The organism is Piezobacter thermophilus (assembly GCF_055386745.1).
Map to the genome: position 1 here is coordinate 404,307 of NZ_AP042380.1, position 25,830 is coordinate 430,136.

Below are 25,830 nucleotides of genomic sequence, written 5' to 3' on the forward strand. Positions count from 1 at the left end.
TTCTCTGTCGGGGCCGACATTGGATGATCGGGCTTAACAATCGGTTAGTCGTTCTCGGCTTAAACAGGCGATGCAAGGACAAGCGGGAAGATCGCGATGACGGACGCAGTGGCGGAACCGGAAAAAGGCGAGAAGGACAAGAAACGGGGCGTGATCCTTTGGGCGATCCTGGCCGTATTCGGGGCCGGCATCGGCTTTGCCGCGGTTCACTTCGGCCTTGTGCCGATCGGGGCCGCACCTGCCGCCGAAATGGCCAAGAAGGCAGAGAAGGGGAAAGCCGCGGACATCGTGGCCGAATCACCTGCCCCGGGCGCCTTCGTGCCGATCGAGCCAATCATCGTATCGCTGATCGGTGATCGGCGCATTCGGCAGCTGCGGTTCCGCGCCCAGCTGGAGGTGGAGCCCGGCGAGGTCGAGGAGGTCACCCGGATCATGCCGCGAATCATCGATGTCCTGAACGGCTATCTGCGCGCGCTGGAGCCGGCGGACCTGTCCGAGCCGGCGATTCTGGTGCGCTTGCGTGCCCAGATGCTCCGGCGGGTCAACATCGTTGCCGGCAATGGGCGGGTCCGCGATCTGCTGATCATGGAATTCGTGATGAACTAGGAGGCGGGATTGGAGCTGATTTCCGACATTCTTCTTGTCGCCGGGGCTCTGGGGGCCGGGCTGTACTGCTTTGTCCTCGCCAGGCGGCTCAAACGGTTCAACAGCCTTGAAAAGGGGGTCGGCGGTGCTGTGGCCGTGCTTTCGGCCCAGGTGGAAGAGCTGAAACAATCTCTGGATACGGCGCGCGAAACCTCCGAGGCTTCCAATGCCGCGCTTGGCGGCCTGACCGAACGGGCCGAAAAGGTGGCCCATCGCCTCGAGCTTCTCATGGCGTCGATGCATGACGTGACGGCTGCGCAGGCCCACCCGGAAGAAGCTGAAAAACCGGCCGCGGCTTCGGCAGAGCCCGCGGAAACGGGGGGACCGATGTTCATTCGCCACGGCCACCGCGAGAAGGAGAGGATCCAATGACGGACAAGCCGGCTGGCGCGCGCATTCGCGGCGGTGTGCTGTTCACGATTGCCGCACTGATGATCGGATCGGCGGCGGTTCGCCTTGCCGTCACGGCCGGGCCGGTCATGGCCAGGCAGATGGCGGCTGACGGCCCTGCCGAAGACGCGGTTGTGCAGGAACGGGACGCGGTCCCTCAGATCTGTCGGGAGCCCGAGCTGCAGCGCATCCTAGATGCTCTGCGAAAGAGAGAGGCGACCCTGGCCGCGCGCGAAGACCGGATCGCGCGGCGGGAAAAGGAGCTTGCGGTCACCGCCTCCGAGGCCGAGGCCAGATTGGCCGAACTGACCTCGGCCCGGGAAGAGTTGCGCGCGACCATCGCCCAGGCGGATGCCGCAGCCGAAGATGACGTGGCCCGGCTGACCCGGGTTTACGAGCAGATGAAACCGAAGGATGCGGCTACCTTGTTCGAACAGATGGATCCACGTTTTGCGGCCGGGTTCCTCGCCCGAATGAAGCCCGAGGCCTCGGCTGGGATCATGGCCGGGATGAACCCGGAAAGCGCCTATGCGGTCAGCGTCATTCTGGCCGGGCGGAATACGACCACTCCGAAAGGGGACGAATTGGCCGGGTACCGGGCGCTTCTTGATGGGTCCGACGGTGGCTGAGCGCGTCGCAACAGGCGGGGAACCGGGATGATTGGTATCATTGGCATCGTAGTGATCTTCGTGATGGTCTTTGGCAGTTACCTGCTTGCAGGTGGCAAGATGGCGATCATCCTCAAGACGCTGCCTTTCGAACTGGCCATGATCGGTGGAGCCGGGGTTGGCACCTTTCTGATCGGAAATGACCCTCATGTGGTCAAGCACACGCTGAAGGACATCGCGAAGGTATTTTCCGGGCCGAAGTGGAAAGCCGACGACTATCGCGACCTGTTGTGTCTGCTGTTCGTCCTGATCCGCATTGCGCGCCGCAATCCGGTGGAACTTGAACAGCATATCGAGGATCCGCAGGGCTCGGATATTTTCGGGAAATACCCGCGGATACAAGGCGACAAGGAGGCTGTCGAACTGATCTGCGACACCCTGCGGTCGGCGACGATGAATTACGATGATCCCCATCAGGTCGAGGAAATCCTCGACAAGAGAATGGAAAACAATCTGCATGATGCCCTGCACTCCAGCCATGCCCTGCAAACGCTTGCAGACGGCCTGCCAGCGCTCGGGATCGTGGCGGCGGTGCTGGGTGTGATCAAGACGATGGCATCGATCGACCAGCCGCCCGAGGTTCTGGGCAAGCTGATCGGCGGTGCGCTTGTCGGCACGTTTCTTGGTGTGTTTCTTGCATACGGGCTGGTCGGACCATTTGCCGCAAAGGTAAAGGCCGTCGTCGAGGAAGACAGCCATTTCTATCAGCTCATCCGCGAAGTTCTCGTAGCCAACCTTCACAACCACTCTGCCGCCGTCTGTGTCGAGGTCGGTCGCCAGAACACGCCAAGGCATATCCGGCCTGCATTCGCCGAGATCGAAGAGGCGCTCAATGCTGCAAAGCGGGAGGCCGCATGAGGCTCTGGTGGCTTCTTCCGATCGCATTGACCTTCGCGACATCCTCACTGGCGGAAATCGTCACGGTTCGCTCGGGTGAACATCCAGGCTTTTCTCGGCTGGTGGCGAAGATCCGTCCCGGGGCCGTGTGGGATGTACAGCGCAACCGCCGATCGGTGCGGGTTTCCGTATCGGCCCCTGGACTGGTTTTCGACACGCGAACCGTGTTTGACCGGATTCCGAGAAAGCGACTGGAAGAGGTTGTTGCCGATCCCAGGGAAGCGGTCCTTGCATTGTCGCTGGGCTGCGACTGCCAGGTAAGGACATTCCTTCAGGAGGGAAGCTATCTGGTCATCGATATTGCGGATGCCGCCAAGGCGGGGGCGCAGCGTCGCCTTGCACGCCTGGCGGCCGATGCTGGACCGTATCGATTTGCCCGATGGCAGTTCGCCAGGCGTGAATTTGCATTGGGTGAATTTGTTCGGAGTGGTCCGCGGGAGAGGTTCGGCAGGCAGTCCAGCCCGAAGCGGAAGCGCGTTGACGGCGTGGCGCTCACCTTCGACCCGTTTCCGGTCATGCCGAAAAGTGCATGGCGCGACCGGTTGATCGACCGCATGAAGGAAATCGCTTTGCGTGGTGAGCTTTGGGAGCCAGATGAATTCGCGCTGGTCGACGGTGACATGAAGCGCACCGGCAGGGACGTTCAAGCGCCCGGCGAGATATCATCTGTACCGCAACGCAAGGAAAGCGATCAGGTTCGGCAGGCGGGGGTGGAATCTGCCGAAAACCTGCGGATCTCGGTCGCCGGGATGCGTGATGAGGGGTTGTTGGACGCCGCCCTGAAACTCGACGGGACGGCTGGAAAAAGCGACCTGTGCGCGGGAGAGGAGTTTCTCCGAGTGGCCGAGTGGGCTGATGGAGACAAGTTCTCCCGCGCCGTGGCGATCCGGAGATCCGGGTTGTATGGCGAGTTCGACAGTCTGAATCCCGAGGCGGGAAAAGGGCTTGCCAAGGCCTATCTCCATTTCGGCTTCGGGGCCGAGGCAGGACGGGTTCTGGCGATGTTGCCGGAGGCAGACGATGAAGTGCGTCAGCTGAGGGAGATTGCCAAAATCATGGATGCACTCCCGAAAAGCGGAAAGGTGCAGGATCTTCAGGCGCGGTTCGCAGCCGCCGATTGCGGCGACAACGTCACGTTCTGGCAAAGCCTTCTGGCGGATGCGCCCCTGGGTCTGGATGCCGGGGAAAAGATTGCGCGTGCATTCCTCGCGCTGCCGGTAAACTTGCGCGCCCATCTCGGGCCGCGTGTCGTGAGGCTTCTGGTTTCCGACAACCGCCTGGAGCCTGCCAGGATCGTTTCGAGGTCATGGGAAAGGGCCGTGGAAGGTACCGCATCGAAAGCGGGGCCAGCGTTCCCGTTTGCGGGGGTGATTTCGGAGAACGGAATGGAAGTGGCGCAGGAAGCAATCGCATCACGAGATGTGGATGTGCCGGAAACGCCTTATCGCCTGCTCGACATGATTGCGCGCCATTTCCAGACGCGCGAGAGCTTGCCCGAGAGCATACCGGACCTAGTGGCTTCTTATGCGCTGGAATTTCGCCGAACGGACCTTGGCGATGCGCTTGAAAGGGCGCATGCGATCGCCCTGGCATTGAACGGAAGGTTCGACGAGGCGTTGTCGATTGTCGCAAGGGGCGGCGATGATCGGCATGCGCCAGGCGGCCCCGGCTCTCGTGAACAACCGGGGGAGGCCGGGAAAGCGGTCGAGGAGGGGAAGGTATTCATGCTCCTGACCGAAAATGGCGACGATATCACCTTCCTTCGCCATGCGCTGACATTGGCGAGTGCAGAAAGGATCGAGCTTCCCGTGCAGGTTGTTGCGGCGATCTCGCAGCGATTGAAGGATCTCGGCTTTTCCGAAGAGGCGGAAGCCATCGCCCCGTCGGGGCCGGTGCCCGATACATGACGGTCCGCGCCTTGACCGGCGGGCGATGTCGCCCGCACAGTTCGTTGCGCTGCGCGTTGCCGCAGTCTATAGGCGGTCGAAACGGGTGCCGAATTGGAGGAGCAGACGGCCATGTCAAACGCCCAGCTGGAAGCCGCGATCGAAGCGGCCTGGGACATCCGCGATACCATCACCCCGGCTACCGGGGGGGAGACGCGCGAAGCCATCGAGGAAACCCTGAACCGGCTGGATTCGGGGGCGCTCAGAGTGGCCGAAAGGCAGGCCGACGGCAATTGGCATGTCAACCAGTGGGCCAAGAAGGCAGTTCTCCTGGGATTCCGCATCAAGGACATGGAGCTGCAGGAGGGCGGCCCCCAGGGCGGCGGATGGTGGGACAAGGTGGACAGCAAGTTCGCCGGCTGGGATGAAAGCCGGTGGCGTGCCGCCGGCTTCCGTGCGGTGCCGAACTGCGTGGTGCGACGTTCGGCCTATATCGCGCCGGGGGTGGTGCTGATGCCGTCCTTTGTCAATCTGGGCGCCTATGTGGACGAGGGCACCATGGTGGATACCTGGGCCACGGTCGGATCCTGCGCGCAGATCGGCAGGAACGTGCATCTGTCCGGCGGGGTCGGCATCGGAGGGGTGCTTGAGCCGATGCAGGCCGGCCCCACGATCATCGAGGACAACTGTTTCATCGGGGCGCGTTCCGAGGTGGTCGAAGGCGTGATCGTGCGCGAAGGTTCGGTTCTGGGCATGGGGGTATTCATTGGCCAGTCCACGAAGATCTTGGATCGCGCGACCGGCGAGGTGATGTATGGTGAGGTTCCGCCCTATTCGGTGGTGGTCGCGGGCTCGATGCCCTCGACCGGTGGGGTGAACCTTTACTGCGCGGTGATCGTCAAGCGGGTGGACGAGCGCACCCGTTCCAAGACCGGCATCAACGAGTTGCTGCGTGACTGACATGCCCGGCAAAGCCTCGCGGCAGAAGGTCTACACGCTTCTGGTGCATGTCGGGCGCAAGGCCGGCGACGGCCTGCCGAAGGGGGCGACCGGCGCGGCGCTGATGTGCTATGCCTCGGGCGTGGACGAGGCCGAGGCCGTGCGTGAAACGGTTGCGATCCTGAAGCAGGCGGACATGGCGCCGCTGGATGTGACCGGATACGGCACGATCGAGGAACGCGAGGCCCAGGGGCACGAGGTCGATGCCGAGGAGCGGGCGCTGATGCAGCGCGCGCTTGACGAAAATTCGGTGATCGTTGCCCGGATGACGCCGTTTTTCGACGATGCGGACAATGATGCCGGGGGCGGCGAGGATTGACGTGCGGCGCGGGGCTGCCCTTCAGGCCGCCCGCTGTTCGGCAAGAACGACCGCCTCGAAGGGGCGCAGAACCGGAAACAGCGACCGGCCGTGTTCGGGCAGGCTCTGACGATCCATGTCGCGCAGCACGCTGACGCCGAGCCACTCCTTCTTGCGCCGAATCCGACCCAGAAAGAGGGTTTCAAGGGCCGAACCGGCGGCGATCACGGCCTCGTGCCGCGGCAGGATCAGCTGGGTATAGGTGGCAAGCGGCCCGGTATCGTCAGGCAGGACCGAGGTTTCGCCGACAAGGTGGCTGACCTCGACCAGGACGGCCTCGTGGTTGAAAAGATATTCCACGTCGGAACCGGACATGAGCAGGCGCTGCTGAGGGGCCACGACGATATCGCTGCGCAGGCCGAAATAGGGCGCGCGCAGACGCACCGGCTGCAGGTTGCCGCGCGCCGGCAGGGTTCGCGACACGCGGTGCAGCACCGGCACGATCTCGCCCTGCGGGGTCAGGACCGTATCGCCCCGGCTCAGCTGGCCGACGGGGCGATAGCCCTGCGGGGTTGCCACCGGCGTGTCGGGGTGCAGCGACGGCATCGGGCCGACCGGTTCGATTGCGGTCGAGAGTGCCATGAACTGCACCAGAGGCGCCAGATACCGGCATATCGGATCGGCCATCAGTGCTCGGGCATGATCCAGCAGCAGTGCCACCGGGGCCCGAACCGGCCTGATCTGCAGCGCGTCCCGGCCCGGACGTTCCAGCGCGATATGCCCATGACCTGCGGTGATGTCCCAGGAATAGGAAATCCGGGCGGCATCGGTTCGTTCGCGGCCGCAATGGGCGAAGGACTGGTGCAGGATCTCGTCGCCGACCACCAGGACCAGGGTCAGCCCGCCGCCCGGAACCGCCTGCAGCGAGAGGTGAAACGGCACCTTTCCCGGCAGCTCGCAATAGACCAGCGGTGTCGGCTTCCCGATGCTGGGCAGGATGGTTTCGACAACGAGAGTGCCGCGCTCCAGCCACCGGGTACAGGGTGCGACAGCGGCGACATGACCTCCGTCCAGCCCGCCCGGGCAAAACCGGTGGCCGTCATGGTCCGCAAGCGCGATCCAGCCCATTTTCCTGCCCCATCCTCGCCGGTTGCCGCGGCCCGGCCGCCCGTTCCGTCCGGCCGGGGTACCCCTCCCCTCGACCGCGCGCATGTCACTGCCGGTTGTCCGGCCCCGGCGCTTTCCTTTGCTTCGTGACTATCACGCGCGCCCCGTCCCTGTTAAGCCGCAAACCCTGCGAAGGGCTTGGCTTTGCGCCGTTTTCGTCACAATTGTTGCACAGCACAATCACAGGAGGCCACCCCATGACCCCGCTCGACCCGGCCCGGCTGACGGCCGACCTGATCCGCTGCCCCTCGGTGACGCCGCAGGAGGGGGGCGCGTTGGTCCTGCTGGAGCGGGTGCTGAGCGAGGCCGGTTTCGACTGCGCGCGCGTGGACCGGGGCGGGGTGGCCAACCTGTTCGCCCGCTGGGGGCGCAAGGGGCATCCCAGAAGCTTCGGCTTCAACGGTCATACCGACGTGGTGCCGGTGGGGGACGAATCCGCCTGGACGGTGCCGCCATTCGGCGCGCTGCGCCGCGACGGGCTGCTTTACGGGCGCGGCGCCACCGACATGAAATCGGGCGTGGCCGCCTTTGTGGCGGCGGCGGTCGATTTCGTCCGCGCCACCCCGCCCGACGGGGCCGTCATCCTGACCGTCACCGGCGACGAAGAGGGCGAGGCCGAGCACGGCACGCGGGCGCTGCTCGACTACATGGCGCGCGAGGGCGAGCGCATGTCCGCATGCTTGGTGGGCGAGCCGACCTGCCCCGACCGCCTGGGCGAGATGATCAAGATCGGCCGCCGCGGTTCGCTGACCGCGTGGTTCACGGTGACCGGGGTGCAGGGCCACGCGGCCTATCCCCACCGCGCGCGCAACCCGCTGCCGGCGATGGTGCGGCTGATGGACCGGCTGGCCGGCCACAGGCTGGATGAGGGAAGCGAACATTTCGATCCCTCCACCCTGGCCATCGTCACCATCGACACCGGCAATGCTGCCACCAACGTGATCCCCGCCCAATGCCGCGCCGCGGTCAACATCCGCTTCAACGACCTTCACAGCGGGGCGGGGCTGAGCCAATGGCTGCAGGCCGAGGCGGATGCGGTGGCGCGGGAATTCGGCGTCTCGGTGGCGGTGAAGGTGAAGATCTCGGGCGAAAGCTTCCTCACCCCGCCGGGGCCGCTTTCGGATCTGGTCGCTGCGGTGGTCGAGGCCGAAACCGGCATCCACCCGGTGCTGTCCACCTCGGGGGGGACGTCGGATGCCCGCTTTGTGAAGGATCACTGCCCGGTGGTCGAATTCGGGCTGGTCGGACGCACGATGCACCAGGTGGACGAATGCGTGGAAGAGGCGCAGATCCACCGGCTCAAGGCCATCTACGGGCGCATCCTGCGCGACTATTTCTCCTGACCCCGCTCGCCATGCCTTGCCCCATGCCCCACCGCCCGACGCTGATCGTGATGGTCAAGGAACCGCGGCCGGGCCGCGTCAAGACCCGCCTGGGGCGCGAGATCGGCCCCACCGCCGCGGCGTGGTGGTTCCGGCAGACTTCGGCGCGGCTGTTGCGGAGGTTGCGGGACCGGCGCTGGGACATGGTTCTTGCGGTCACGCCCGACCGCGAGGGGCTGCAAAGCCGCGTCTGGCCGGCCGACCTGCCCCGGCTGCCGCAGGGCGGGGGGGATCTGGGGGTGCGGATGCGGCGGCTGCTGCGAATGGTGCCGGGGCCGGTCTGCCTGATCGGCGCCGACATCCCGGGCCTGCGCCGCGCCCATCTCGGTCGGGCCTTTGCGGCGCTGGGGCATGCCGATCTGGTGTTCGGCCCGGCGCTGGACGGGGGCTTCTGGCTGGTCGGCGCCCGGCGGGGGCGGGCGGTTCCGGCGCGGCTGTTTGCCGGGGTGCGGTGGTCCACGGAACACGCGCTGGTCGACTCCATCGCCTCGGTCACGGGGCTGCGGGTGGCGCTGGTGGACCGGCTGCGCGATGTGGACCGGGCCCAGGACCTGCGGGTGCCGCCACCCGACCCACGGGGGGGTCGCTTTTGCGCATGACCTTTCCCGCACCTTCTGCTAGGCGGGGCGCATGACGCGCATCCCTTCCAAGGCCGAGATTCTCGAATGGATCTCGGCGCACCCGACCCGAACCTCGAAACGCGACATCGCCAAGGCCTTCGGCATCAAGGGGGCCGATCGGATCGAGCTCAAGCGGGTGCTGAAAGAGCTTGAGGCCGAGGGGCACCTCGAACGGCGCAAGCGCAGCTATCGCGACCCCGACCGCCTGCCCCCGGTATCGGTGCTTCAGGTCAAGGCGCCGAACGCGGATGGCGACCTGTTCGCCCGCCCCCTGGAGTGGCATGGCGAGGGAGTCGAGCCGATCGTCCTGATCGTGCCGCGCGCTTCGGACCCGGCGCTGGGCGAAGGCGACCGCATCCTCGCCCGCCTGACGGTCGTGCACGAGGAAGATCACAATTACGAGGCCCGGCTGATCCGGCGCATCGGCACCAGCCCGCGTCGGGTGGTGGGCATCTTCCGGGCCACCGCGGAAGGGGGGCGCATCGTGCCGGTGGACAAGGCGGCGGCCACCGAATGGCTGGTGGCCGAGGCCGACCGCCACGGCGCGAAGGACGGTGAGCTGGTCGAGGCCGAACAGGCCGGCCCCAGGGGGCGGCTGGGCCTGCCCCGCGCCCGCGTGGTCGAACGGCTGGGCGACCCGTCGGCGCCGAAGGCGGTGTCGCTGATTGCCATTCACCAGCACGGCATTCCCGACCAGTTCCCCCCCGAGGTGCTCGCCGAGGCCGACCGCTGCCGGCCCGCGGGTCTGAACGGGCGCGAAGACCTGCGCGAGCTGCCACTGATCACCATCGACCCGTCGGACGCGCGCGACCATGACGATGCCTGCTGCGCCCGGCCCGACGACGATCCGAAGAACCCTGGCGGGCATGTAATCTGGGTGGCGATTGCCGATGTGGCCAATTACGTCCGCCCCGGCAGCGCGCTGGACCGCGAGGCGCGCAGGCGCGGCAATTCCACCTATTTCCCCGACCGCGTGGTGCCGATGCTGCCCGAGCGCCTGTCGGGGGACCTGTGTTCCCTGCACGAAGGTGTGCCGCGCGCCTGCATCGCCGTGCGCATCCGCATCGATGCCGAGGGCCGCAAGCTGGACCACCGCTTCGTGCGCGCCCTCATGCGCTCGGCCGCGTCGCTGACCTATGGGCAGGTGCAGGCGGCCCTCGACGGCAACCCGGACGAGCGCACCGCGCCGCTGCTCGACCCGGTTCTCAGGCCGCTTCATTCCGCCTGGCGCGCCCTTGACCGCGCCCGCGAGGAACGCCAGCCGCTTGACCTTGACCTGCCCGAGCGGAAGATCGTCCTGTCCGAGGATGGTCGGGTCGTTTCCGTGAACTTCCGCGAGCGGCTCGAAACGCACCGGCTGATCGAGGAATTCATGATCCTCGCCAATGTCTGCGCGGCCGAGACGCTGATTGCGAAACGCTCGCCGCTTCTGTTCCGGGTGCACGAGGAACCCTCGCCCGAAAAGCTGGAGGCGCTGCGCGAGATCGCCCAGGCCGCCGGGCTGACACTGGCCAAGGGGCAGGTGCTTCAGACCCGCCACCTGAACGCGCTGCTCGACCAGGCGGCCGGGACGGAAGATGCCGAGCTGATCAACCTGTCCACCCTGCGCTCGATGCAACAGGCCTATTACAGCCCCGAGAATTTCGGCCATTTCGGGCTGGCGCTGGCGAATTATGCGCATTTCACCTCGCCCATCCGGCGCTATGCCGACCTGATCGTGCATCGCGCCCTGATCTCGGCCCATCGCTGGGGCAGCGATGGGTTGACGCCGGAGGAAATCGAACAGCTCGACAAGACCGCCGAACATATCTCGGACACCGAAAGGCGTTCGATGATGGCCGAGCGCGACACCACCGACCGCTATCTCGCCGCCTATCTGAGCGAACGGGTCGGCAACGAATTCACCGGTCGCATCAGCGGTATCGCCCGGTTCGGGGCTTTCGTGAAGCTGGACGAGACGGGGGCAGACGGGCTGATCCCGGTGCGGTCTCTGGGGCGGGAATATTTCCATTTCGACCGCGAGGCCGGCACGCTCATGGGCGCGGATACCGGGCTGACCATCGCCATCGGCCAGCGCGTCACCGTGCGCCTGGTCGAGGCCCAGCCGATCACCGGCGGGATCGAGCTGGAGCTTCTGTCGATCGAGGACAAGCCGCTGCCGCGCGGCCCACGCCCCGCCGGTCGCCGCAGGGGGAAGGCCGGCCCGGGCCCGCGCAAGAAGGACAGGCTCAGGCGAAAAGCCGCGCGCCGGCGGCGCTGATCGGCAAGGTCCTGCGCGCCGGGGATGCCCGCATCTTTTCCCGGGGGCGGTCTTGCCGCTAGGATGGCGGGGAGGCACGACAACGGGGCAATTCCATGGCAAGGGCCTTGATTGTGGCATTGGCATTCGCCGCCGGGACCGTGGCGGCGCAGGCGGGCGGGTCGATCGGCACTTCTGTGCGCCCGCTGGCGCGACCGGAAATCGCCGAGGACCGCATGAACCCGATACCCGCATCCCTTCCCGGCAAGCAGTTCGGCGAATGGCTGGACGATTTCCGCAACCGGGCGGCGATGCTGGGCCTGGACGAGGATGTGCTCGACCGCGCCTTCAGGGGCGTGACTTATGATCCCGGCATCATCCGGCGCGACGAAAGCCAGTCCGAATTCACCCGGACGCTGTGGGAATATCTCGAAACGGCGGTGTCCGAGGCCCGGATCCGCAACGGCCGCGCCATGATGCGCAAACATGCCCGCACGCTGGACGCGATCGAAACCCGCTATGGCGTCGAAAAGCAGATCGTGGCCGCCATCTGGGGGCTGGAAAGCGCCTACGGATCCTGGCGCGGCTCGACCAACGTGATCGAGGCGCTGGCCACCCTGGCCTTCGACGGCCGCCGGGCGGATTTCTTCGAAAGCGAACTCGTCGCCGCGCTGACCATTCTGCAAAAGGGCGAAACCACGCCCGAAAACCTGCGCGGAAGCTGGGCCGGCGCCATGGGGCACACCCAGTTCATGCCCACATCCTACCTTCTCTACGCCGAGGATTTTGACGGCGACGGCCGCCGCGACATCTGGTCGGACGATCCCGCCGACGCGCTGGCCTCGACCGCCCGCTATCTGGCCCGCTTCGGCTGGACATACGGGCAGCCCTGGGGGGTCGAGGTGACCCTGCCGGAAGATTTCGACTACCTGCAGGCGGACCGGAGGATCACCCGGTTGCCCTCGGAATGGGCGCGGCTTGGCGTTCTGGGCATGGATGGCAGGCCGGTGCCGGATCATGGCCCCGCCTCGATCCTGCTGCCGGGCGGGCACCGCGGCGCGGCCTTCATGATCTTTTCCAATTTCGCGGTTCTCGAACGCTACAACCCGGCCGACGCCTATGTGATTGCCGTCGGGCACCTGGGCGACCGGCTGATGGGGGGCGATCCCATCCGGCAGGGATGGCCGCGCGACATCCGCGCGCTCGGCCATGACGAGCGGGCCGAACTGCAGGCCCGCCTCACCGAACTGGGCTTCGACACCCGGGGTATCGACGGGCGCATCGGGCCGCTGACCATTGACGCGCTGCGCAGATGGCAAAAGACGCGCGGGCTGGTCCCCGACGGCTTTGCCTCGCCCGAGATGCTGCAGGTGCTGCGCGAGGACCGCGGCTGACCCGGCGCAACGGGCGACCTTTCAGGGCATCGCCCATGGACAGCGCCGGAAAAACCGGCATGATCCGCCCGAAAGCTTCGCACAAGACCAGGGAGAATGGCCATGACCGACACGGCAAGAACGGTGGTGATCCACGAAACCGGCGGTCCCGAGGTGCTCCAGCTCGAAGACTGGCCCCTGGGCGACCCCGGCCCCGGAGAGGTCCGCATCCGCCACCACGCCTGCGGGCTGAACTTCATCGACGTCTACCTGCGCACCGGACTCTACCCCGTGCAACTGCCCAGCCCGATGGGCATGGAGGCCGCCGGCGTGATCGAGGCCGTGGGCGAAGGGGTGACGCATCTGAAACCCGGTGACCGTGCGGCCTATGCGGCGGGTGTGCCTGGCGCCTATTGCGATGTGCGCGTGATGCCCGCGGCCCAGGTCTGCCCGCTACCGGACGGGATCGATTTCGACACCGCCGCCGGGATGATGCTCAAGGGGCTGACGGTGGAATACCTCTTCGACCGCACCACGCCGATCCGGCGCGGCGACACCGTCCTGTTCCACGCCGCCGCTGGGGGTGTCGGCCTGATTGCCTGTCAATGGGCCCGCTCGGAAGGCATCATCCTGATCGGCACCGCCGGCACCGATGAAAAATGCGCGCTGGCACTCGAACACGGGGCTGCGCACTGCATCAACTACCGCAAGGAAAACTTTTCCGAAAAGGTGCGGGAACTCACCGGGGGCAAGGGCGTTGACGTGGTCATGGATGCGGTCGGCAAGGACACCTTCGAAGGCTCGCTCGACAGCCTCAAACCGCTGGGGATGATGATTTCCTTCGGCAATGCCTCGGGGCCGGTCCCCCCCTTCAGCCTTGCCACGCTGGCGCAGAAAGGATCGCTCAAGATCACCCGGCCCACCCTGTTTACCCATATCGCCGAACAGGAAACCTGCCAGGCCATGGCAAGACGGCTGTTCGACAAGGTGCTTGCAGGCGATGTGACCATCCGCATCGGCCGGCGTTTCCCGCTCGATCAGGTGGCTCAGGCGCACCGGGCGCTGGAGGCACGCGAAACCACTGGCAGCACCATCCTGCTGCCCTGAAGCCGGCTCTTCCTCTTGCCTGAAATACTCCGGGGGTGAACGGGCCGCAGGCCCGGAGGGGGCAGAGCCCCCTTCCCCCCATTTCCGGCCCTCGCCTCCGGTTCAGTCTGCCCGAAGATAATGCGCCACATCGCGGGTCACGCCCCGCTCCGCCCGGCCCGACCGGCGGATCAACCAGCCCGCGCCCATCAGGTCGGGAATGCCCACCAATGCGCGCCCGATATTGCTGTATTTCGACTGCCCGCCCTCGCGCGGGCGATGGGTCACGTCCACGGTGCACACGTCCCAGCCCTCGCGCAGGACCATCGCCGGCATGAAGCGGTGAATGTGGTCGAAAAACGGCAGATCCAGATAGACCTCGCGCCGAAACGCCTTCAACCCGCAGCCCGAATCGCGCACGCCGTCCTTCAGCACCGCCGAGCGCAGCCAGTTGGCAAAACCCGATGCCCAGCGCCGCGCCAGCGTGTCCTTGCGTCCGGCGCGCTGACCCTGCACCAGCCCCAGCCGCCCGGCTCTTGCCGAGGTAAAAGGCGCCAGAAGAACGGGGATCTGGTCGGGCGGGTTCTGCCCGTCGCCATCCAGCGTCACGATCAGCGCTCCGCGCGCCGCCTTGACCCCGCGGCGGACCGACCCCGACTGCCCAACCGACCGTTCGTTACGCAGCACCCTGAGCGTGCCGATCACGGCGCCCAGCCGGTCCAGCACTTCCGGCATCCCGTCGGTGGACCCGTCATCGACGACGATGATCTCGTGTTCGCGCTCGCTCAGCGCCGCCGAGATTTCCCGCACCAGCCCTTCGATCGCCGCTTCCTCGTCCCGCGCGGGGATCACGACGCTGATCGTTTCGTCCCGTTCACTCATCTCCCGCAATCCCGGCCGGCGCATCCTCGACATACCATATGCCGTAATCCTTGTTGCGGAAGACCAGAACCTTTCGGGGCTCCCACGGAATTGTCGAATACCGGGGCTGGCCGACCAGGACGCCGCGGGGATGTTCCTTCGCCCAGGCCCGCACGGCATCCTCGGTGGTGATGATGTCCAGCGGGCGCCTCAGGCGGCCGGTGAAGTTGAACTCGGCATGATAGCCGCCCTGGTTCATGGCGATTCCCTCTTCCTGCCGCTCGGCCAGAATCGCGCCGATCCGGCTGGTGTCGTAGGTCTCGCGCGGGTCGGAGATGCCAAGCAGCACATTCAACGACAGGACGATCCCCAGGCCGAGGGCAAAATTGCCGACCAGAACCGGCAGCCGCGCCGCCAGAACGCACAGCCCGATGACCAGCGCAGCCCAGACCCAGACGGCCCAACCCGGCGAGAGGAAGCGCTGCGCGTCCTCGACATTGCCCACCCCCAGATCGATCGCGACCACGGCGATGACGGTCAGGATCACCGGCACGATCGCCACGGGCCAGCGCGCGCGCCCGGCGTCGTCGGGCAGGATGCGGCCGATCATCAGCGCCACCGCCGGCAGCACCGGCAGAAGATAGTGAAGCTGCTTGGCGCTGATGAGACCGAACAGAAGCCCGCTGCCCAGCGCCCAGGACAGGCAGAATTTCAACCCCGGCTCCAGCCGGGCGGAAAGGGCGGCCCGCCAGACGGCCGGAACCCAGAACCACGGGAACAGGATTGCCGGCAGCACCGCCAGGTAGAACCACCACGCGCGCGCATGGGCGAACGCGTTGGTCACCCGTCCCGCGCTCTGTTTCCACAGCACCGCCTCGCGATATTCCGGCCCGCCCATGATCAGCGCCGGCCCCAGCCACAGCCCGACAAGGACAAGCGCGACCAGAAGGGCAAGACCGAAACCCGCCAGCACCGACTTCAACGGCGGGCGCCGGTCGCGCTCCAGCCACAGGGGATAGAGCAGCAGCGCGGGGATCAGGTGAAAGAAGATCACCGGCCCCTTGGCGTAGATACCGAAGGCAATGCCGAAGCCGTAAAGCGCCCAGTATCCCCACCCGCCACGCGTCAAGGCACGGAAAAGCCCCAGCAGCCCGACCAGCGTGGCGGTTGCCAGCATGGTGTCGAACATCGTCGCCCCGCCATAGGCGCCGAAGATCGTCATCCCGGCCAGGACCATGGCTGCCCGGCGCGCGGCCTGCCGGTCGCCGGGCCAGAGTTCGCCGGCCAGGCGTGCGGTCAGGACGATGGTCGCCCCGGCAAACAGCGGCGCGACCAGCCGGGCGGCGAATTCACTGACGCCGGTAACCATCCAGGCAAGGTTGATCAGCCAGAAGAGCAGAGGCGGCTTGTGGGTATAGATCTCGCCGTTCTTGGTGGGAACGAACCAGTCGCCGCTCAGGTACATCTCCCACGCGACCGAAACGTATCGGGTTTCGTCGATGGGCAGCAGGGGGCGCAGAAGAATGCCGATCACGGCGACGGACATGAATGCGGCCACGGTCCAGGATACCGGCCAGGTTCGGGTCATTGGGCGCTCTCCCGGCGCTTGCGAAAGATCAGGATGAGGTTGCGGCCATAGACGATCACGCCGAAGGACTGGCCAAGGATGAAGACCGGGTCCATGCGCCAGATCGCATAGGCCAGAAGCGTCAGCCCGCCAAGGATGGACAGCCACCAGAAAGCCATGGGAATCACGCTTTCCTTGCGGCGTTCGCTGACCACCCATTGCACGAGAAAACGGGAGGTGAAGAACACTTGGCCAAGCAGGCCGATGCCGATCCAGACGGTTTCAGACATGGTGATCCGGCGCTCCTTTCGTGAAACCGGCAATGTGCCCCGCGGCGCCCGCGGCGCCTGGGCAGCCATGTCCCGGTGTCCCGCGAGGCACGGGAGCGCATTGCCTGTCCGGTTCTGACGTCCCTGCGCCGCTTATTACCCTGCCGGTAGCGTTTCAACCAGATTTTTCCCGTGTGGTCGGAAAGCCGCCGAAGGCGGCCGTGGCCGGAGAAATCTGCAAATCTCTGTCCCAGGGCGAATACTCAGCCGGCCGGTTTCACCGCATCCGGGTGCGCGGCAGCAAAGGCCGGGTGATCGGCGCTGGCGGCTTCCACCCCCAGCAGGCGGGGCATGTCGGAAATGTCCACCTTCCAGCGCCGGGCGTTGTAAATCTGGGGGATCAGACAGATGTCGGCCATCCCCGGTCGCGCGCCGCAGCACCACGGGGCCTGCTCCCATTGCCCCAGCATTTCCTCGAAAGCCAGCAGGCCCGGACGGATGAAGCGCCGCATCCAGGCCTCCCGCACACCATCGCGGTTCCCGGTGATCTCCATGGCATGTTTCACCACCGAAAGATTGCACACCGGATGAATATCGACGGCAATGGCATGGGCCAGCGCCATCTGACGGGCGCGTTCGGCCGGCCCTTCGGGCAGCAATCCAAGCCCGCGGGTGGTGTCGAGATAATCCAGAATCGCCAGCGATTGCGTCAGCCGCAGCCCGTCGATTTCAAGCACCGGCACCAGCCCCTGCGGGTTGCGGGCAAGATGCTCGGGCGACTTGTGCTCTGCCTCGACCAGATCGACGGAAACCGGGCGATAGGCAATGTTCGCCAGATTGAGGGCAATGCGCACGCGATAGCTCGCCGACGATCGCCAGTAGTCGTAGAGAATCACCTCTCCCATTCAGCCATTCCCTTTCCTCTTGCCGGAAATACTCCGGGGGTGAGGCCGCAGGCCGAGGGGGCAGAGCCCCCTTCGGCACACGGGCTCGGCCACCTAGCCTCAATCGCTGCTCAGTTCCTTCTGGTGCAGCCACGCGGCGTGTTTCGGCGCCCGCTTGGTCTGCGACCACTCTTCCAGCATCGCCTCCTTCACCTCGGCGGCCTTGGCCGCCAGCGGCGCGGCCTCGGGATCGTCATAGGCCAGCTCGATCCGGTGCCCGTTGGGATCGAAGAAATAGATCGAATGGAACAGCGTGTGATCGGTGGGGCCCAGAACCTCCACGCCGTTTTCTTCAAGGTGCTTCTTGTAGGCCATCAGCTCGTCCCGGTCGGCCACCTTGAAGGCGATGTGCTGCACCCAGACGGGGGTGTTCTCGTCCCGCCCCATCTCGGGCTTGGTCGGCAGTTCAAAGAAGGCCAGAACATTGCCGTTCCCGGCATCGAGAAAGATGTGCATGTAGGGATCTTCCTCATGGGTGGACGGCACGCGATCCTCGGCAAAGGCCAGCGTGTAGTCCATGTTCAGCATCTTCTTGTACCATTCCACCGTTTCCTTCGCATCCTTGCAGCGATAGGCGACGTGGTGAATCCGTTGAATCTTCATGGGGTCAGTCCTCCTTTTTCAGGGCAGCGGCAGCAAGGGCCTGAGACAGCACCTGCCGGTCGCCGATGTGGTTCGCCAGTATCAGCACCAGCCGGGCGTTGAGCGCATCGCTCGCCGCCTTGTCGAGCCCCTCATGGGTGGCGAGAAGCTCGGCATAGAAATCGTCCGGGTTGTCGATGTTCGGGGTCAGGATCAGTTCGGCCATGGGTCCTACTCCTTGCCGGTGGCGCGGCGGATCGCGGCGCGGATCAGGTTGTCGTCGTAGCTCGGGCGGCGGGCGGCGACGATCTGGTCGGGGCGGATCAGATAGACCGCCGAGGTCGCCTCGCCCAGATAGCGCTCCTTCAGCGCCATGGTCGGGTCGTCCCTGACCGACAGGGCAAGGCGCGCAACTTCGATCCCGTCCTCCTCGATCACGTCGGGGGCGTCGGCGTCGATGGTCAGCAGCACGAAGCGCCCCCCCAGCTTCGGCAGCAGGAATTCGTCGCCCAGCGGTGCGTCGGGGCAGGGGGCGCCGGGGCGCGAACGGGCCGGGCCGCCGGCCAGCGCATCGGCCGAATTCAGCGGCGAGCCGTCATGGATGCAGGGCACCGACAGCCGCCCCGAATTCACCAGCGGGCGGGCGAAGTCGTAGCGTTCGCTGAGGTCCAGAACCGCATCGCGCAAAAGCCGCGACATTTCCGACTTCGGCGTGATGAAATCGGTCGAGCGGGTCGAATTCAGGATGTTCTCGTCGGCGCCCTGGATGCGCTCGAAATCATAGCTGTCCAGCAGGCTTTCGGGGGCGCGGCCCTCGATCACCAGCTTCAGCTTCCAGCACAGGTTGTCGGTGTCCTGAAGCCCGGAGTTGGCCCCGCGCGCCCCGAAGGGCGATACTTGGTGGGCGGAATCCCCGGCAAAGATCACCCGGCCGTGGCGGAATTTCTCCATCCGGCGGCACTGGAAGGTGTAGATCGAGACCCATTCCAGCTCGAACTGCGCATCTTCGCCCAGCATCGCCTTGAGCCGCGGGATGACGTTTTCGGGCTTCTTTTCCTTCTCGCGGTCGATGTCCCAGCCCAGCTGGAAGTCGATCCGCCACACATTGTCGGGCTGCTTGTGCAGCAGCGCCGACTGGCCGCGGTTGAAGGGCGGGTCGAACCAGAACCAGCGCTCGGTGGGAAAATCGGCCTCCATGATGATGTCGGCAATCAGGAAGTTGTCCTCGAACACGCGGCCGATGAAATCGAGCCCCAGCATCGAACGGATCGAGGAATTGGCGCCGTCGCAGGCGATCAGCCAGTCGGCTTCGAGGTTGTAGGGGCCTTCGGGGGTGTCCACCTCGATCGCCACGTGATCGTCATGCACGCCGACCGCTGCCACCTTGTTGCGGCCGCGAATCTCGATCGGCGCGCCCTCGGCCTGCAGTTCGCGGATGCGATCCACCATGTATTCTTCGAAATAGTATTGCTGCAGGTTGATGAAGGCGGGAAATTCGTGCCCGTCCTCGGGCAGCAGGTTGAATTCGTAGACCAGGCGTTCGTCGAAGAACACCTTGCCCACGTTCCATTCGACCCCCTTTTCGACCATGCGCCGGCCGCAGCCCAGCCGGTCGAGGATCTCCAGCGGCCGCTTGGCATAGCACACCGCGCGCGAGCCGAAGCTGACCTTGTCGTTGTCGTCGAGGATCACCACCTCGACGCCCTGCTGGGCCAGATCGATTGCCGCGCCCAGGCCGATCGGCCCGGCGCCGACCACCACCACCTTGTGGCGCACCGGGGCGGTAGCGTCCTGATCGGTGCTGCGCGCATAGGGGTAAAGAGGGATTTCGAAGATCTTGTTCATGTTCTCCTCCGGTTGGGTCGGCGGGTGCGCGCGTTCACCCGCCGGGATGCGGCCCCGGGCCTTGCGGGCCGCGAAACGGATCAGCCCTGCAGCTGCTCCCACATCTCCAGGTCGCGCTGGGCGGTCCATATGCGGGGGGTGTCGATGCCGCGGGCCTCGTCATAGGCGCGGCTGACATTGAAGGGCAGGCAGTGTTCGTAGATCGCGTAGTCGCTGAATTTCGGATCGCATTCGGCGCGCACCGCATCCCAAGCCTCTTTCAGCGAGCCCCCGCGGGCGGCGACCCGGGCGGCCGGGCGATAGGTGCTTTCCACGAAATCGCGGGTGCTTTCGATGGCGGCATTGACCATCTCCTTGCCCACCAGGGCATCTCCGCGGCCCGGTGCGATGGCGTCCACGTCGAACCACTTGATCGCGTCCAGCGTGTCGCCCCAGTCCGCGAAATGGCCGTCGCCGCAATAGCAGGCGCTGTGATATTCCACGATGTCGCCGGTGAACATCACGTTCTGGTCGGGCACGTGGATGACGATGTCGCCGGCGGTATGTGCCCGGCCCAGGTGCATCAGGTTGACCTGGCGCTTGCCCAGATAGACGGTCATCGTGTCGTTGAAGGTTGTGGTGGGCCAGGTCAGGCCGGGGATGCTTTCATGCCCCTCGAAGAGGCGCGGGAAGCGCTGGAACTCGCTGTCCCAGTCTTCCTGGCCGCGCTCGACCACCATGGCGCGGGCCATGTCGGACATGATGATCTGCTGCGCCCCGAAGGCCGAGGCCCCCAGCACGCGGACGGCGTGGTAATGGGTCAGCACCACATGGGTGATCGGCTTGTCGGTGACCTTGCGGATGCAGTCGATCACCTTCTGCGCGAGGCGGGGCGTGGCCTGGGCCTCGATCACCATGACGCTGTCATCGCCGATGATGACGCCGGAATTGGGGTCGCCCTCGGCGGTGAAGGCATAGAGTCCTTCGCCGATCTCGGTGAAGCTGATCTTCTTTTCGGTCATGTCGCCTTGCGACGCGAATGCCTTTGCCATGTTTTCCTGTTCCTTCCGTCTGTGCGCCGGAGGAGAGTGCGGGAGCCTCCGGCGGGAGTATTTGTGGCAAGAGGAAGAGCGCTGCGCGCCGTTACCTTGCGTAGGGGTCTTCGAGCGCCGGCAGCAGCTTGCCTGTGCACTCGCCGAAGCCGATGGTGAAGCCGTCGCCGCGGGCCGCGCCCTTCAGGGTAATGGTATCGCCGTCTTCGAGGAAGCTGCGGGATTCGCCGCTGTCCAGGGTGATCGGTTCCTTCCCGCCCCAGCTGAGCTCCAGCAGCGAGCCGCGGCTGTCCTTCGTCGGCCCCGAGATGGTGCCCGAGCCCAGCAGGTCGCCCACGTTCATCGGGCAGCCCGCGGTGGTGTGGTGGGCCAGCTGCTGGGCCGAGGAGTAATACATTTCCCGGTAGTTGGTGCGGGCGATGGTGGTCGCCGGCCCGCCTTCGGGGGCGAGCGTTACTTCAAGGTCGATGTCGTAGAGCATCGGCCCGCAGTCCTTCAGGTGGTCGAGCAGTTCGACCTCGCGCGCAGGCGTGTCGCAGCGGAACGGCTCGAGCGCGGCCTTGGTCACGATCCACGGGCTGATGGTGGTCGCCGTGGCCTTGGCCTGGAACGGTCCCAGCGGCTGGTATTCCCAAGCCTGGATGTCGCGTGCCGACCAGTCGTTGAGCAACACGTAGCCGAAGATGTTGTCATCGGCTTCCTGCACGGTGATCGGGCCATCCGACGCGGTGCCGACGATGGCGCCCATTTCGAGTTCGAGGTCGAAGCGGCGCGAGGGCAGGAAGGCGGGGCGGTCGTGCTCGGGCGACTTGATCTGCCCCCAGGGGCGGCGGATCTCGGTGCCCGAGACGACCACCGACGAGGCCCGGCCGTTATAGCCGATGGGAATGTGCAGCCAGTTCGGCGGCAGGGCGTTTTCCGGGCCGCGGAACATGGTGCCGACATTGGTGGCGTGGTGTTTGCCGGCGTAGAAGTCGGTATATTCGGAAACCACGAAGGGCATGTGCAGCGTGGCGCCCTCCTGCGGGACGAGGAGCGGCTCGACCCTGTCCCGTTCCCGCGCGCCTTCCGCCAGCAGGGCGGTCAGCCTTTCGCGCAGCGCCGCCCAGACCGCCGGACCCTGCTCCATCAGGTCGTTCCAGTAGGGCACGTCGAAAAGCGGATCGTCGGTGAGCGTGATCAGGCCCGCCTCTTCGGCCGCGGCCATGTCTAGGATCATGTCCCCGATCGCCACGCCGCAGCGCGGTTCGGTGCCTGCGGTCGAAAACACCCCGCAGGGCAGGTTGTTCAGGGGAAACGGATGGTCGGCATCGTTGGCCGATGCGACCCAGCTTCGCTTCAGCGTCATGTCTTGTTCCTCCTGCGAGCTTCCCCTCCGGGACCATGCGGCCCGGAGGGCGACTCGCCGCGCGCTTTCATCTGTTGACAGCGGTGGGGTAATAGTTGTTTTTGTAACTAACAACAGATTTGAGGCCGAAATGGACAAAAAAGGTGACTTCGATCTGGAGAATTTCCTGCCCTTCCTGCTCAACCAGGCGGCCGAGGAAAGTTCATTGGCGTTCCAGCGGGTTTACAAGAGCCGCTACGGGCTGCTGCGAACCGACTGGCGGGTGTTGTTCCATCTGGGCATTCACGGGCGGATGACGGCCAAGGAGATCGGCCAGCGGTCGAAGATCCACAAGACCAAGATCAGCCGCGCCGTGCAGCGGCTGGCCGAGCGCCGCTTTCTGACCCGGACGCGCGACGAAAGGGACCGCCGGTCCGAGCATCTGGAGCTGACGCCGGCGGGGCGGGCGGTCTATGCCGATCTGCGCGGGATAGCCGAAGAATACGACGCGAAGCTTTCGGCCCAGTTCACGCGGGGGGAGAACGCGCTGTTGCGGGTGATGTTGCGTCGCCTGGCGGGAATGGGCTGAGGGCGCGGAAATTTCCGGTGCCGTCTCTGGCAATTCCGGGTTTTCGTGCCCAGATGTGAAATCCCGTGCCAATGGTGTGAACATGACGATGGACAGTGAAGCGGCGCTTCCCTTGCGCGACTGGCTGGTGCAGCAGGGCATCATGGGGGCGACCCAGCAGGAACTGGTGTCCGGATACTGCGAAAAGCTGGTTGCGCTGGGCGTGCCGCTGATGCGTCTTCACGTGGCGCAAAGCGCGTTTCACCCCAAATATGGCGGCATCTCGGTGATCTGGAGCCCGGCGGACGGGGTGACCAGCGAAACCTTCGCCTTTACCGAAGAGCCGAGCGAACAATGGATCCGCAGCCCGTTCTACCACATGATTCGCAACGGGCTGACGGAAATGCGAATGCGTTTTGACGAAATGGCGGAGGTCGGAAGATTCCCGGCTCTCGCCGACCTGAAGGCCCGGGGCGCCACGGATTATCTTGCTGCCTCGGTGGTTCTGGAGCGGCGCGACCCCTCCGCCGGGGTCGACCTGGACGATCTGCCGGAAGGGGTGGCAATGTCATGGACCACCGATGCGCCGGACGGTTTTTCCGAACGGCATCTCGGCCTGATCCGGGGGGCGCAGCCCTATCTTGCGCTTGCCCTGAAATCGGCATCGAACCGGCTGATGGCGCAGCAGCTTCTGCGTGTCTACCTGGGGCGGGATGCGGGCCGAAGGGTGTTGTCGGGCGAGTTCCGGCGCGGGTCGCTGCGCGAGATCGACGCGGTGATGTGCCTGTTCGACCTGAACGGGTTTACCCAGATGGCCGAACGGCTTCCGGGATCCGATCTCATTGCGATGCTCAACGACTATTTCGGGATCGCGGTGGAAGAGATTCACCGGAATGGCGGGCATATCCTGAAGTTCCTGGGCGATGGGCTGCTTGCCATGTTCGGGCATGACGACATGGGGCAGGCGGCGGATGCGGCGCTGGATACCGCGGTGGCGTTGCGGCGCTGCATGGCGGGGCGCAACTGTGCCCGGCGCGATCGCAACCTGCCCGCGACCGAGGCGACGCTGGCGCTGCATGCCGGACGGATTCTCTATGGAAATATCGGGGCCGAGAACCGGCTGGACTTCACGGCCATCGGCCCGGCGGTCAACCTGACCGCGCGCCTGTCGGGCATGCATCGGACCGTTGGGCAGGATCTCATCCTGTCGGACGAGGTCCGGCGCCTGGCCACGCCGGGGCGGCACGACATGGTCTCGCTGGGCCGCTACATGATGCGCGGTGTGGCCGAGCCGCGCGAGCTTTTCACGGTCTACGAAGGCACTGGCCGCGCCTGAGAAAGGCGGCCCCTGGGCGGCAAGGGGGTCAGAACGACACCTCTACCCCCGGCAGACGCAGCGCCTTGAGCATGTCGCGCAACTCCTGCCGGGCGGCGACGTTCGAGATGTTGAGCTGCTTGACCCCGATATCCTTCAGATCCAGCAGCGTCAGGCCGCGCGGGAACAGTTCGCGGAAGATCACGCGCTCGCTGAAACCCGGGGCGATGCGAAAGCCGATGCGTGCCGACAGCATCTTGAGCGCGCGTTCCATCTTTTCCTTGTTGACCATGCGCTGGGTGCCGACGCGGTTGCGCATCACCACCCAGTCGATCGGCTTCAGCCCGGCCTGCGCGCGCAGCTGGCGGGCGTTCCAGACCATTTCCGAATAGACCGAGGGACCGAGGATCTTCTCTCCGCTCGGGTCGGTTCGTGCCAGCAGGTCGAAATCCACGAAGCTGTCGTTGAGCGGCGTGACCAGCGTATCGGCCAGCGAATGCGCCACCTGGCTGAGCCGGGTATGCGAACCGGGGCAGTCGATCAGGATGAAATCGCTGTCCGGTTCCAGCGTTGCGACCGCGGCCGACAGGCGATGGTCATAGATGTTTTCGCCGGGGCGAAGGGCTGAAGGGTCGATTTCGGGCAGGTCGTGGCAGGTTGCGCTGGGCAGGTCGAGCCCGGAATTCTTCATGAATTCGCGCCGGTTCTCCGCGTAGCGGCTGAGCGATCTCTGGCGCAGGTCCAGGTCGAGTGCATTGACCTTGTGGCCCAGCCGCGCAAGCGCGGTGGCGATATGCATGGAGACGGTGGACTTTCCCGCCCCACCCTTTTCGTTTCCGACGACGATGATATGCGCCATGGCCTGTTCGCGCCCTGCTGGTCCCGGTTCCGAGGCATCTGCCCGCACTATATGTTGTGGGGCCGGTGATTGGAAGCGCCAGACAGGGGAAACCGGATCTTTCCCTGGTATAGAAAGCGCCGCCCCTCTTGCGGGGGGCGGCGCCTGTCGTTTCGCTGATCGGGCCGGGTCAGAAACCCAGACCTTCGTATTTCTTCTTGAACCTGGACACGCGGCCGCCGGCATCCATCAGGCGGGTACCGCCGCCGGTCCAGGCCGGGTGCACGCTGGGATCGATTTCAAGCGACAGCGTGTCGCCTTCCTTGCCCCAGGTGGATTTCATCTTCACGATGGTGCCATCGACCAGCTTCACATCGATCAGGTGGTAATCGGGATGAGTGTCTTTTTTCATCGGTCCGGTCCTTACGACTCTGCGCCTGCCTTGGGCTTGTAGTGGGTATCTTCCGCGATCCGGGCCGACTTGCCCCGGCGCGAGCGCAGGTAGTAGAGCTTGGCCCGGCGGACACGGCCGCGGCGAACCACCTCGATGCTTTCGATATTGGTCGAGTAGAGCGGGAAGACGCGTTCGACCCCTTCGCCGAAACTGATCTTGCGCACGGTGAAGGAACCGGCGATGCCGTTGCCGTTCTTGCGGCTGATGCAGACGCCTTCGTAATTCTGCACACGCGAGCGCGACCCTTCGGTCACCTTGTAGCCCACGCGCACGGTGTCACCGGGTTTGAAATCGGGGATCTTCTTCCCCAGGGCGGCAATCTGTTCCGCCTCGAGCTGTGCGATCAGGTCCATCGCAAGTCTCCTGGTTTGCTCGTGGTTGGTCCACGAAGTTGTCTCGCGCCTCAGAGCTCCTGGTCTTCACCGGGTCCGCATGCAGCGCCCGCCGGAGTTCAGGTCGTCGGTTTCCTTGTTCCGTCCCGGTCTGCTGCCCGGCGCGGGGTGGCCGAAGAAAGCCGGTTGCGCCGATCTGGCAACGATCCATCGGCCCGGAGCCGCACGCCGATGAGGTACGGGGCGA

General features: G+C 65.6%; 27 protein-coding genes. 14 read left to right on the plus strand and 13 right to left on the minus strand.

Translation table 11 applies throughout. The annotated features are described in order from the left end of the window. Positions 1-96: 96 nt before the first annotated feature. The 7 genes from ACZ5CM_RS01965 (at position 97) to ACZ5CM_RS01995 (ending at position 5,804) form a co-directional block, all read left to right on the plus strand. Positions 97-606 carry a flagellar basal body-associated FliL family protein gene (locus tag ACZ5CM_RS01965; RefSeq protein WP_464640785.1) on the plus strand — a complete coding sequence of 170 codons (510 nt, stop codon included), beginning with the start codon at positions 97-99 and terminating at the stop codon, positions 604-606. A 9-nt stretch (positions 607-615) separates the two neighbouring features. Continuing rightward, positions 616-1,017: a hypothetical protein gene (locus tag ACZ5CM_RS01970; protein ID WP_464640787.1), complete on the plus strand. Its 402-nt coding sequence runs from the start codon at positions 616-618 to the stop codon at positions 1,015-1,017. Beyond that, entirely contained in the window at positions 1,014-1,664 is a 651-nt protein-coding gene (locus ACZ5CM_RS01975) for a MotE family protein (RefSeq protein ID WP_464640789.1), read from the plus strand. The genes ACZ5CM_RS01970 and ACZ5CM_RS01975 overlap by 4 nt, the downstream gene beginning before the upstream one ends. A 27-nt stretch (positions 1,665-1,691) precedes the next feature. Beyond that, positions 1,692-2,561 (plus strand): flagellar motor stator protein MotA, encoded by an 870-nt coding sequence (motA, locus tag ACZ5CM_RS01980; RefSeq protein ID WP_464640791.1) that lies wholly within the window; start codon positions 1,692-1,694, stop codon positions 2,559-2,561. Then, positions 2,558-4,507: a hypothetical protein gene (locus ACZ5CM_RS01985; RefSeq protein WP_464640793.1), complete on the plus strand. Its 1,950-nt coding sequence runs from the start codon at positions 2,558-2,560 to the stop codon at positions 4,505-4,507. The genes motA and ACZ5CM_RS01985 overlap by 4 nt, the downstream gene beginning before the upstream one ends. Positions 4,508-4,618: 111 nt before the next feature. Next, entirely contained in the window at positions 4,619-5,446 is an 828-nt protein-coding gene (gene dapD, locus ACZ5CM_RS01990; protein ID WP_464640795.1) for a 2,3,4,5-tetrahydropyridine-2,6-dicarboxylate N-succinyltransferase, read from the plus strand. 1 nt (position 5,447) lies between these two features. Then, positions 5,448-5,804, plus strand: coding sequence for a hypothetical protein (locus ACZ5CM_RS01995; protein WP_464640797.1), 357 nt, complete (start codon positions 5,448-5,450; stop codon positions 5,802-5,804). 21 nt (positions 5,805-5,825) lie between these two features. Here the strand turns inward: ACZ5CM_RS01995 and ACZ5CM_RS02000 are convergent, their stop codons facing one another. Beyond that, complete coding sequence (locus tag ACZ5CM_RS02000) at positions 5,826-6,911, minus strand: Hint domain-containing protein (RefSeq protein ID WP_464640799.1); 1,086 nt, start codon at positions 6,909-6,911, stop codon at positions 5,826-5,828. 236 nt (positions 6,912-7,147) lie between these two features. On the opposite strand from ACZ5CM_RS02000, the gene dapE reads away from it, so the two are divergent. The 5 genes from dapE (at position 7,148) to ACZ5CM_RS02025 (ending at position 13,671) form a co-directional block, all read left to right on the plus strand. Continuing rightward, the gene (gene dapE, locus ACZ5CM_RS02005) at positions 7,148-8,293 is read left to right on the plus strand and encodes a succinyl-diaminopimelate desuccinylase (RefSeq protein ID WP_464640800.1); all 1,146 of its coding nucleotides are present in this window, start codon (positions 7,148-7,150) and stop codon (positions 8,291-8,293) included. Between the two features lie 23 nt (positions 8,294-8,316). Further along, positions 8,317-8,931, plus strand: a complete 615-nt coding sequence (locus tag ACZ5CM_RS02010) for a TIGR04282 family arsenosugar biosynthesis glycosyltransferase (RefSeq protein WP_464640802.1) — start codon at positions 8,317-8,319, stop codon at positions 8,929-8,931. 31 nt (positions 8,932-8,962) lie between these two features. Then, entirely contained in the window at positions 8,963-11,212 is a 2,250-nt protein-coding gene (gene rnr / locus ACZ5CM_RS02015) for a ribonuclease R (protein WP_464640804.1), read from the plus strand. Between the two features lie 95 nt (positions 11,213-11,307). Then, positions 11,308-12,585 carry a lytic murein transglycosylase gene (locus ACZ5CM_RS02020; protein ID WP_464640806.1) on the plus strand — a complete coding sequence of 426 codons (1,278 nt, stop codon included), beginning with the start codon at positions 11,308-11,310 and terminating at the stop codon, positions 12,583-12,585. A gap of 102 nt (positions 12,586-12,687) precedes the next feature. Further along, positions 12,688-13,671, plus strand: coding sequence for a quinone oxidoreductase family protein (locus ACZ5CM_RS02025; protein ID WP_464640807.1), 984 nt, complete (start codon positions 12,688-12,690; stop codon positions 13,669-13,671). Positions 13,672-13,773: 102 nt separating this feature from the next. Here ACZ5CM_RS02025 and ACZ5CM_RS02030 read toward each other — a convergent pair whose 3' ends face one another. The 9 genes from ACZ5CM_RS02030 to fahA form a co-directional block, all read right to left on the minus strand. Then, the gene (locus tag ACZ5CM_RS02030; protein ID WP_464640808.1) at positions 13,774-14,532 is read right to left on the minus strand and encodes a glycosyltransferase family 2 protein; all 759 of its coding nucleotides are present in this window, start codon (positions 14,530-14,532) and stop codon (positions 13,774-13,776) included. Beyond that, complete coding sequence (locus ACZ5CM_RS02035) at positions 14,525-16,099, minus strand: ArnT family glycosyltransferase (RefSeq protein WP_464640809.1); 1,575 nt, start codon at positions 16,097-16,099, stop codon at positions 14,525-14,527. Before ACZ5CM_RS02035 ends, ACZ5CM_RS02030 begins: the two co-directional genes overlap by 8 nt. Beyond that, the gene (locus tag ACZ5CM_RS02040) at positions 16,096-16,368 is read right to left on the minus strand and encodes a lipid-A-disaccharide synthase N-terminal domain-containing protein (RefSeq protein WP_464640810.1); all 273 of its coding nucleotides are present in this window, start codon (positions 16,366-16,368) and stop codon (positions 16,096-16,098) included. Before ACZ5CM_RS02040 ends, ACZ5CM_RS02035 begins: the two co-directional genes overlap by 4 nt. Before the next feature lie 242 nt (positions 16,369-16,610). Next, a complete protein-coding gene (gene maiA / locus ACZ5CM_RS02045; RefSeq protein WP_464640811.1) occupies positions 16,611-17,252 on the minus strand; it encodes a maleylacetoacetate isomerase in 642 nt (213 codons plus the stop codon). Positions 17,253-17,351: 99 nt separating this feature from the next. Beyond that, positions 17,352-17,894 carry a VOC family protein gene (locus ACZ5CM_RS02050; RefSeq protein ID WP_464640813.1) on the minus strand — a complete coding sequence of 181 codons (543 nt, stop codon included), beginning with the start codon at positions 17,892-17,894 and terminating at the stop codon, positions 17,352-17,354. A gap of 4 nt (positions 17,895-17,898) precedes the next feature. Continuing rightward, positions 17,899-18,099, minus strand: a complete 201-nt coding sequence (locus ACZ5CM_RS02055) for a DUF2783 domain-containing protein (protein WP_464640814.1) — start codon at positions 18,097-18,099, stop codon at positions 17,899-17,901. A 5-nt stretch (positions 18,100-18,104) separates the two neighbouring features. Next, positions 18,105-19,718, minus strand: coding sequence for an FAD-dependent oxidoreductase (locus tag ACZ5CM_RS02060; protein ID WP_464640815.1), 1,614 nt, complete (start codon positions 19,716-19,718; stop codon positions 18,105-18,107). 80 nt (positions 19,719-19,798) lie between these two features. Beyond that, positions 19,799-20,749 carry an MBL fold metallo-hydrolase gene (locus ACZ5CM_RS02065; RefSeq protein ID WP_464640817.1) on the minus strand — a complete coding sequence of 317 codons (951 nt, stop codon included), beginning with the start codon at positions 20,747-20,749 and terminating at the stop codon, positions 19,799-19,801. 91 nt (positions 20,750-20,840) lie between these two features. Then, positions 20,841-22,097: a fumarylacetoacetase gene (gene fahA / locus ACZ5CM_RS02070; RefSeq protein WP_464640819.1), complete on the minus strand. Its 1,257-nt coding sequence runs from the start codon at positions 22,095-22,097 to the stop codon at positions 20,841-20,843. A gap of 130 nt (positions 22,098-22,227) precedes the next feature. On the opposite strand from fahA, the gene ACZ5CM_RS02075 reads away from it, so the two are divergent. After that, positions 22,228-22,665 carry a MarR family winged helix-turn-helix transcriptional regulator gene (locus tag ACZ5CM_RS02075; RefSeq protein ID WP_464640821.1) on the plus strand — a complete coding sequence of 146 codons (438 nt, stop codon included), beginning with the start codon at positions 22,228-22,230 and terminating at the stop codon, positions 22,663-22,665. A gap of 82 nt (positions 22,666-22,747) precedes the next feature. Beyond that, positions 22,748-23,980, plus strand: coding sequence for an adenylate/guanylate cyclase domain-containing protein (locus ACZ5CM_RS02080; RefSeq protein ID WP_464640823.1), 1,233 nt, complete (start codon positions 22,748-22,750; stop codon positions 23,978-23,980). A 28-nt stretch (positions 23,981-24,008) separates the two neighbouring features. Here the strand turns inward: ACZ5CM_RS02080 and ACZ5CM_RS02085 are convergent, their stop codons facing one another. The 3 genes from ACZ5CM_RS02085 to rplS all read right to left on the minus strand — a co-directional run bounded on the left by ACZ5CM_RS02085 (position 24,009) and on the right by rplS (position 25,604). Beyond that, entirely contained in the window at positions 24,009-24,818 is an 810-nt protein-coding gene (locus ACZ5CM_RS02085) for a division plane positioning ATPase MipZ (protein WP_464640825.1), read from the minus strand. Between the two features lie 169 nt (positions 24,819-24,987). Then, a complete protein-coding gene (gene rpmE, locus ACZ5CM_RS02090; protein WP_464640827.1) occupies positions 24,988-25,209 on the minus strand; it encodes a 50S ribosomal protein L31 in 222 nt (73 codons plus the stop codon). An 11-nt stretch (positions 25,210-25,220) separates the two neighbouring features. After that, positions 25,221-25,604, minus strand: coding sequence for a 50S ribosomal protein L19 (gene rplS, locus ACZ5CM_RS02095; RefSeq protein WP_464640828.1), 384 nt, complete (start codon positions 25,602-25,604; stop codon positions 25,221-25,223). Positions 25,605-25,830: the final 226 nt, after the last annotated feature.

Bases quoted from the DNA above. Each gene is read 5' to 3' on its own strand.
- dapD (WP_464640795.1), top strand. From the start codon at position 4,619: ATGTCAAACGCCCAGCTGGAAGCCGCGATCGAAGCGGCCTGGGACATC.
- motA (WP_464640791.1), top strand. From the start codon at position 1,692: ATGATTGGTATCATTGGCATCGTAGTGATCTTCGTGATGGTCTTTGGC.
- dapE (WP_464640800.1), top strand. From the start codon at position 7,148: ATGACCCCGCTCGACCCGGCCCGGCTGACGGCCGACCTGATCCGCTGC.
- ACZ5CM_RS02040 (WP_464640810.1), bottom strand. From the start codon at position 16,368: ATGTCTGAAACCGTCTGGATCGGCATCGGCCTGCTTGGCCAAGTGTTC.
- ACZ5CM_RS02025 (WP_464640807.1), top strand. From the start codon at position 12,688: ATGACCGACACGGCAAGAACGGTGGTGATCCACGAAACCGGCGGTCCC.
- ACZ5CM_RS02050 (WP_464640813.1), bottom strand. From the start codon at position 17,894: ATGAAGATTCAACGGATTCACCACGTCGCCTATCGCTGCAAGGATGCG.
- ACZ5CM_RS02055 (WP_464640814.1), bottom strand. From the start codon at position 18,099: ATGGCCGAACTGATCCTGACCCCGAACATCGACAACCCGGACGATTTC.
- ACZ5CM_RS01965 (WP_464640785.1), top strand. From the start codon at position 97: ATGACGGACGCAGTGGCGGAACCGGAAAAAGGCGAGAAGGACAAGAAA.
- ACZ5CM_RS02080 (WP_464640823.1), top strand. From the start codon at position 22,748: ATGACGATGGACAGTGAAGCGGCGCTTCCCTTGCGCGACTGGCTGGTG.
- ACZ5CM_RS02065 (WP_464640817.1), bottom strand. From the start codon at position 20,749: ATGGCAAAGGCATTCGCGTCGCAAGGCGACATGACCGAAAAGAAGATC.
- ACZ5CM_RS02085 (WP_464640825.1), bottom strand. From the start codon at position 24,818: ATGGCGCATATCATCGTCGTCGGAAACGAAAAGGGTGGGGCGGGAAAG.
- rpmE (WP_464640827.1), bottom strand. From the start codon at position 25,209: ATGAAAAAAGACACTCATCCCGATTACCACCTGATCGATGTGAAGCTG.
- maiA (WP_464640811.1), bottom strand. From the start codon at position 17,252: ATGGGAGAGGTGATTCTCTACGACTACTGGCGATCGTCGGCGAGCTAT.
- ACZ5CM_RS02020 (WP_464640806.1), top strand. From the start codon at position 11,308: ATGGCAAGGGCCTTGATTGTGGCATTGGCATTCGCCGCCGGGACCGTG.
- ACZ5CM_RS01995 (WP_464640797.1), top strand. From the start codon at position 5,448: ATGCCCGGCAAAGCCTCGCGGCAGAAGGTCTACACGCTTCTGGTGCAT.
- ACZ5CM_RS02035 (WP_464640809.1), bottom strand. From the start codon at position 16,099: ATGACCCGAACCTGGCCGGTATCCTGGACCGTGGCCGCATTCATGTCC.
- ACZ5CM_RS02010 (WP_464640802.1), top strand. From the start codon at position 8,317: ATGCCCCACCGCCCGACGCTGATCGTGATGGTCAAGGAACCGCGGCCG.
- rplS (WP_464640828.1), bottom strand. From the start codon at position 25,604: ATGGACCTGATCGCACAGCTCGAGGCGGAACAGATTGCCGCCCTGGGG.
- rnr (WP_464640804.1), top strand. From the start codon at position 8,963: ATGACGCGCATCCCTTCCAAGGCCGAGATTCTCGAATGGATCTCGGCG.
- ACZ5CM_RS01975 (WP_464640789.1), top strand. From the start codon at position 1,014: ATGACGGACAAGCCGGCTGGCGCGCGCATTCGCGGCGGTGTGCTGTTC.
- ACZ5CM_RS02030 (WP_464640808.1), bottom strand. From the start codon at position 14,532: ATGAGTGAACGGGACGAAACGATCAGCGTCGTGATCCCCGCGCGGGAC.
- ACZ5CM_RS02060 (WP_464640815.1), bottom strand. From the start codon at position 19,718: ATGAACAAGATCTTCGAAATCCCTCTTTACCCCTATGCGCGCAGCACC.
- ACZ5CM_RS02000 (WP_464640799.1), bottom strand. From the start codon at position 6,911: ATGGGCTGGATCGCGCTTGCGGACCATGACGGCCACCGGTTTTGCCCG.
- fahA (WP_464640819.1), bottom strand. From the start codon at position 22,097: ATGACGCTGAAGCGAAGCTGGGTCGCATCGGCCAACGATGCCGACCAT.
- ACZ5CM_RS01985 (WP_464640793.1), top strand. From the start codon at position 2,558: ATGAGGCTCTGGTGGCTTCTTCCGATCGCATTGACCTTCGCGACATCC.
- ACZ5CM_RS02075 (WP_464640821.1), top strand. From the start codon at position 22,228: ATGGACAAAAAAGGTGACTTCGATCTGGAGAATTTCCTGCCCTTCCTG.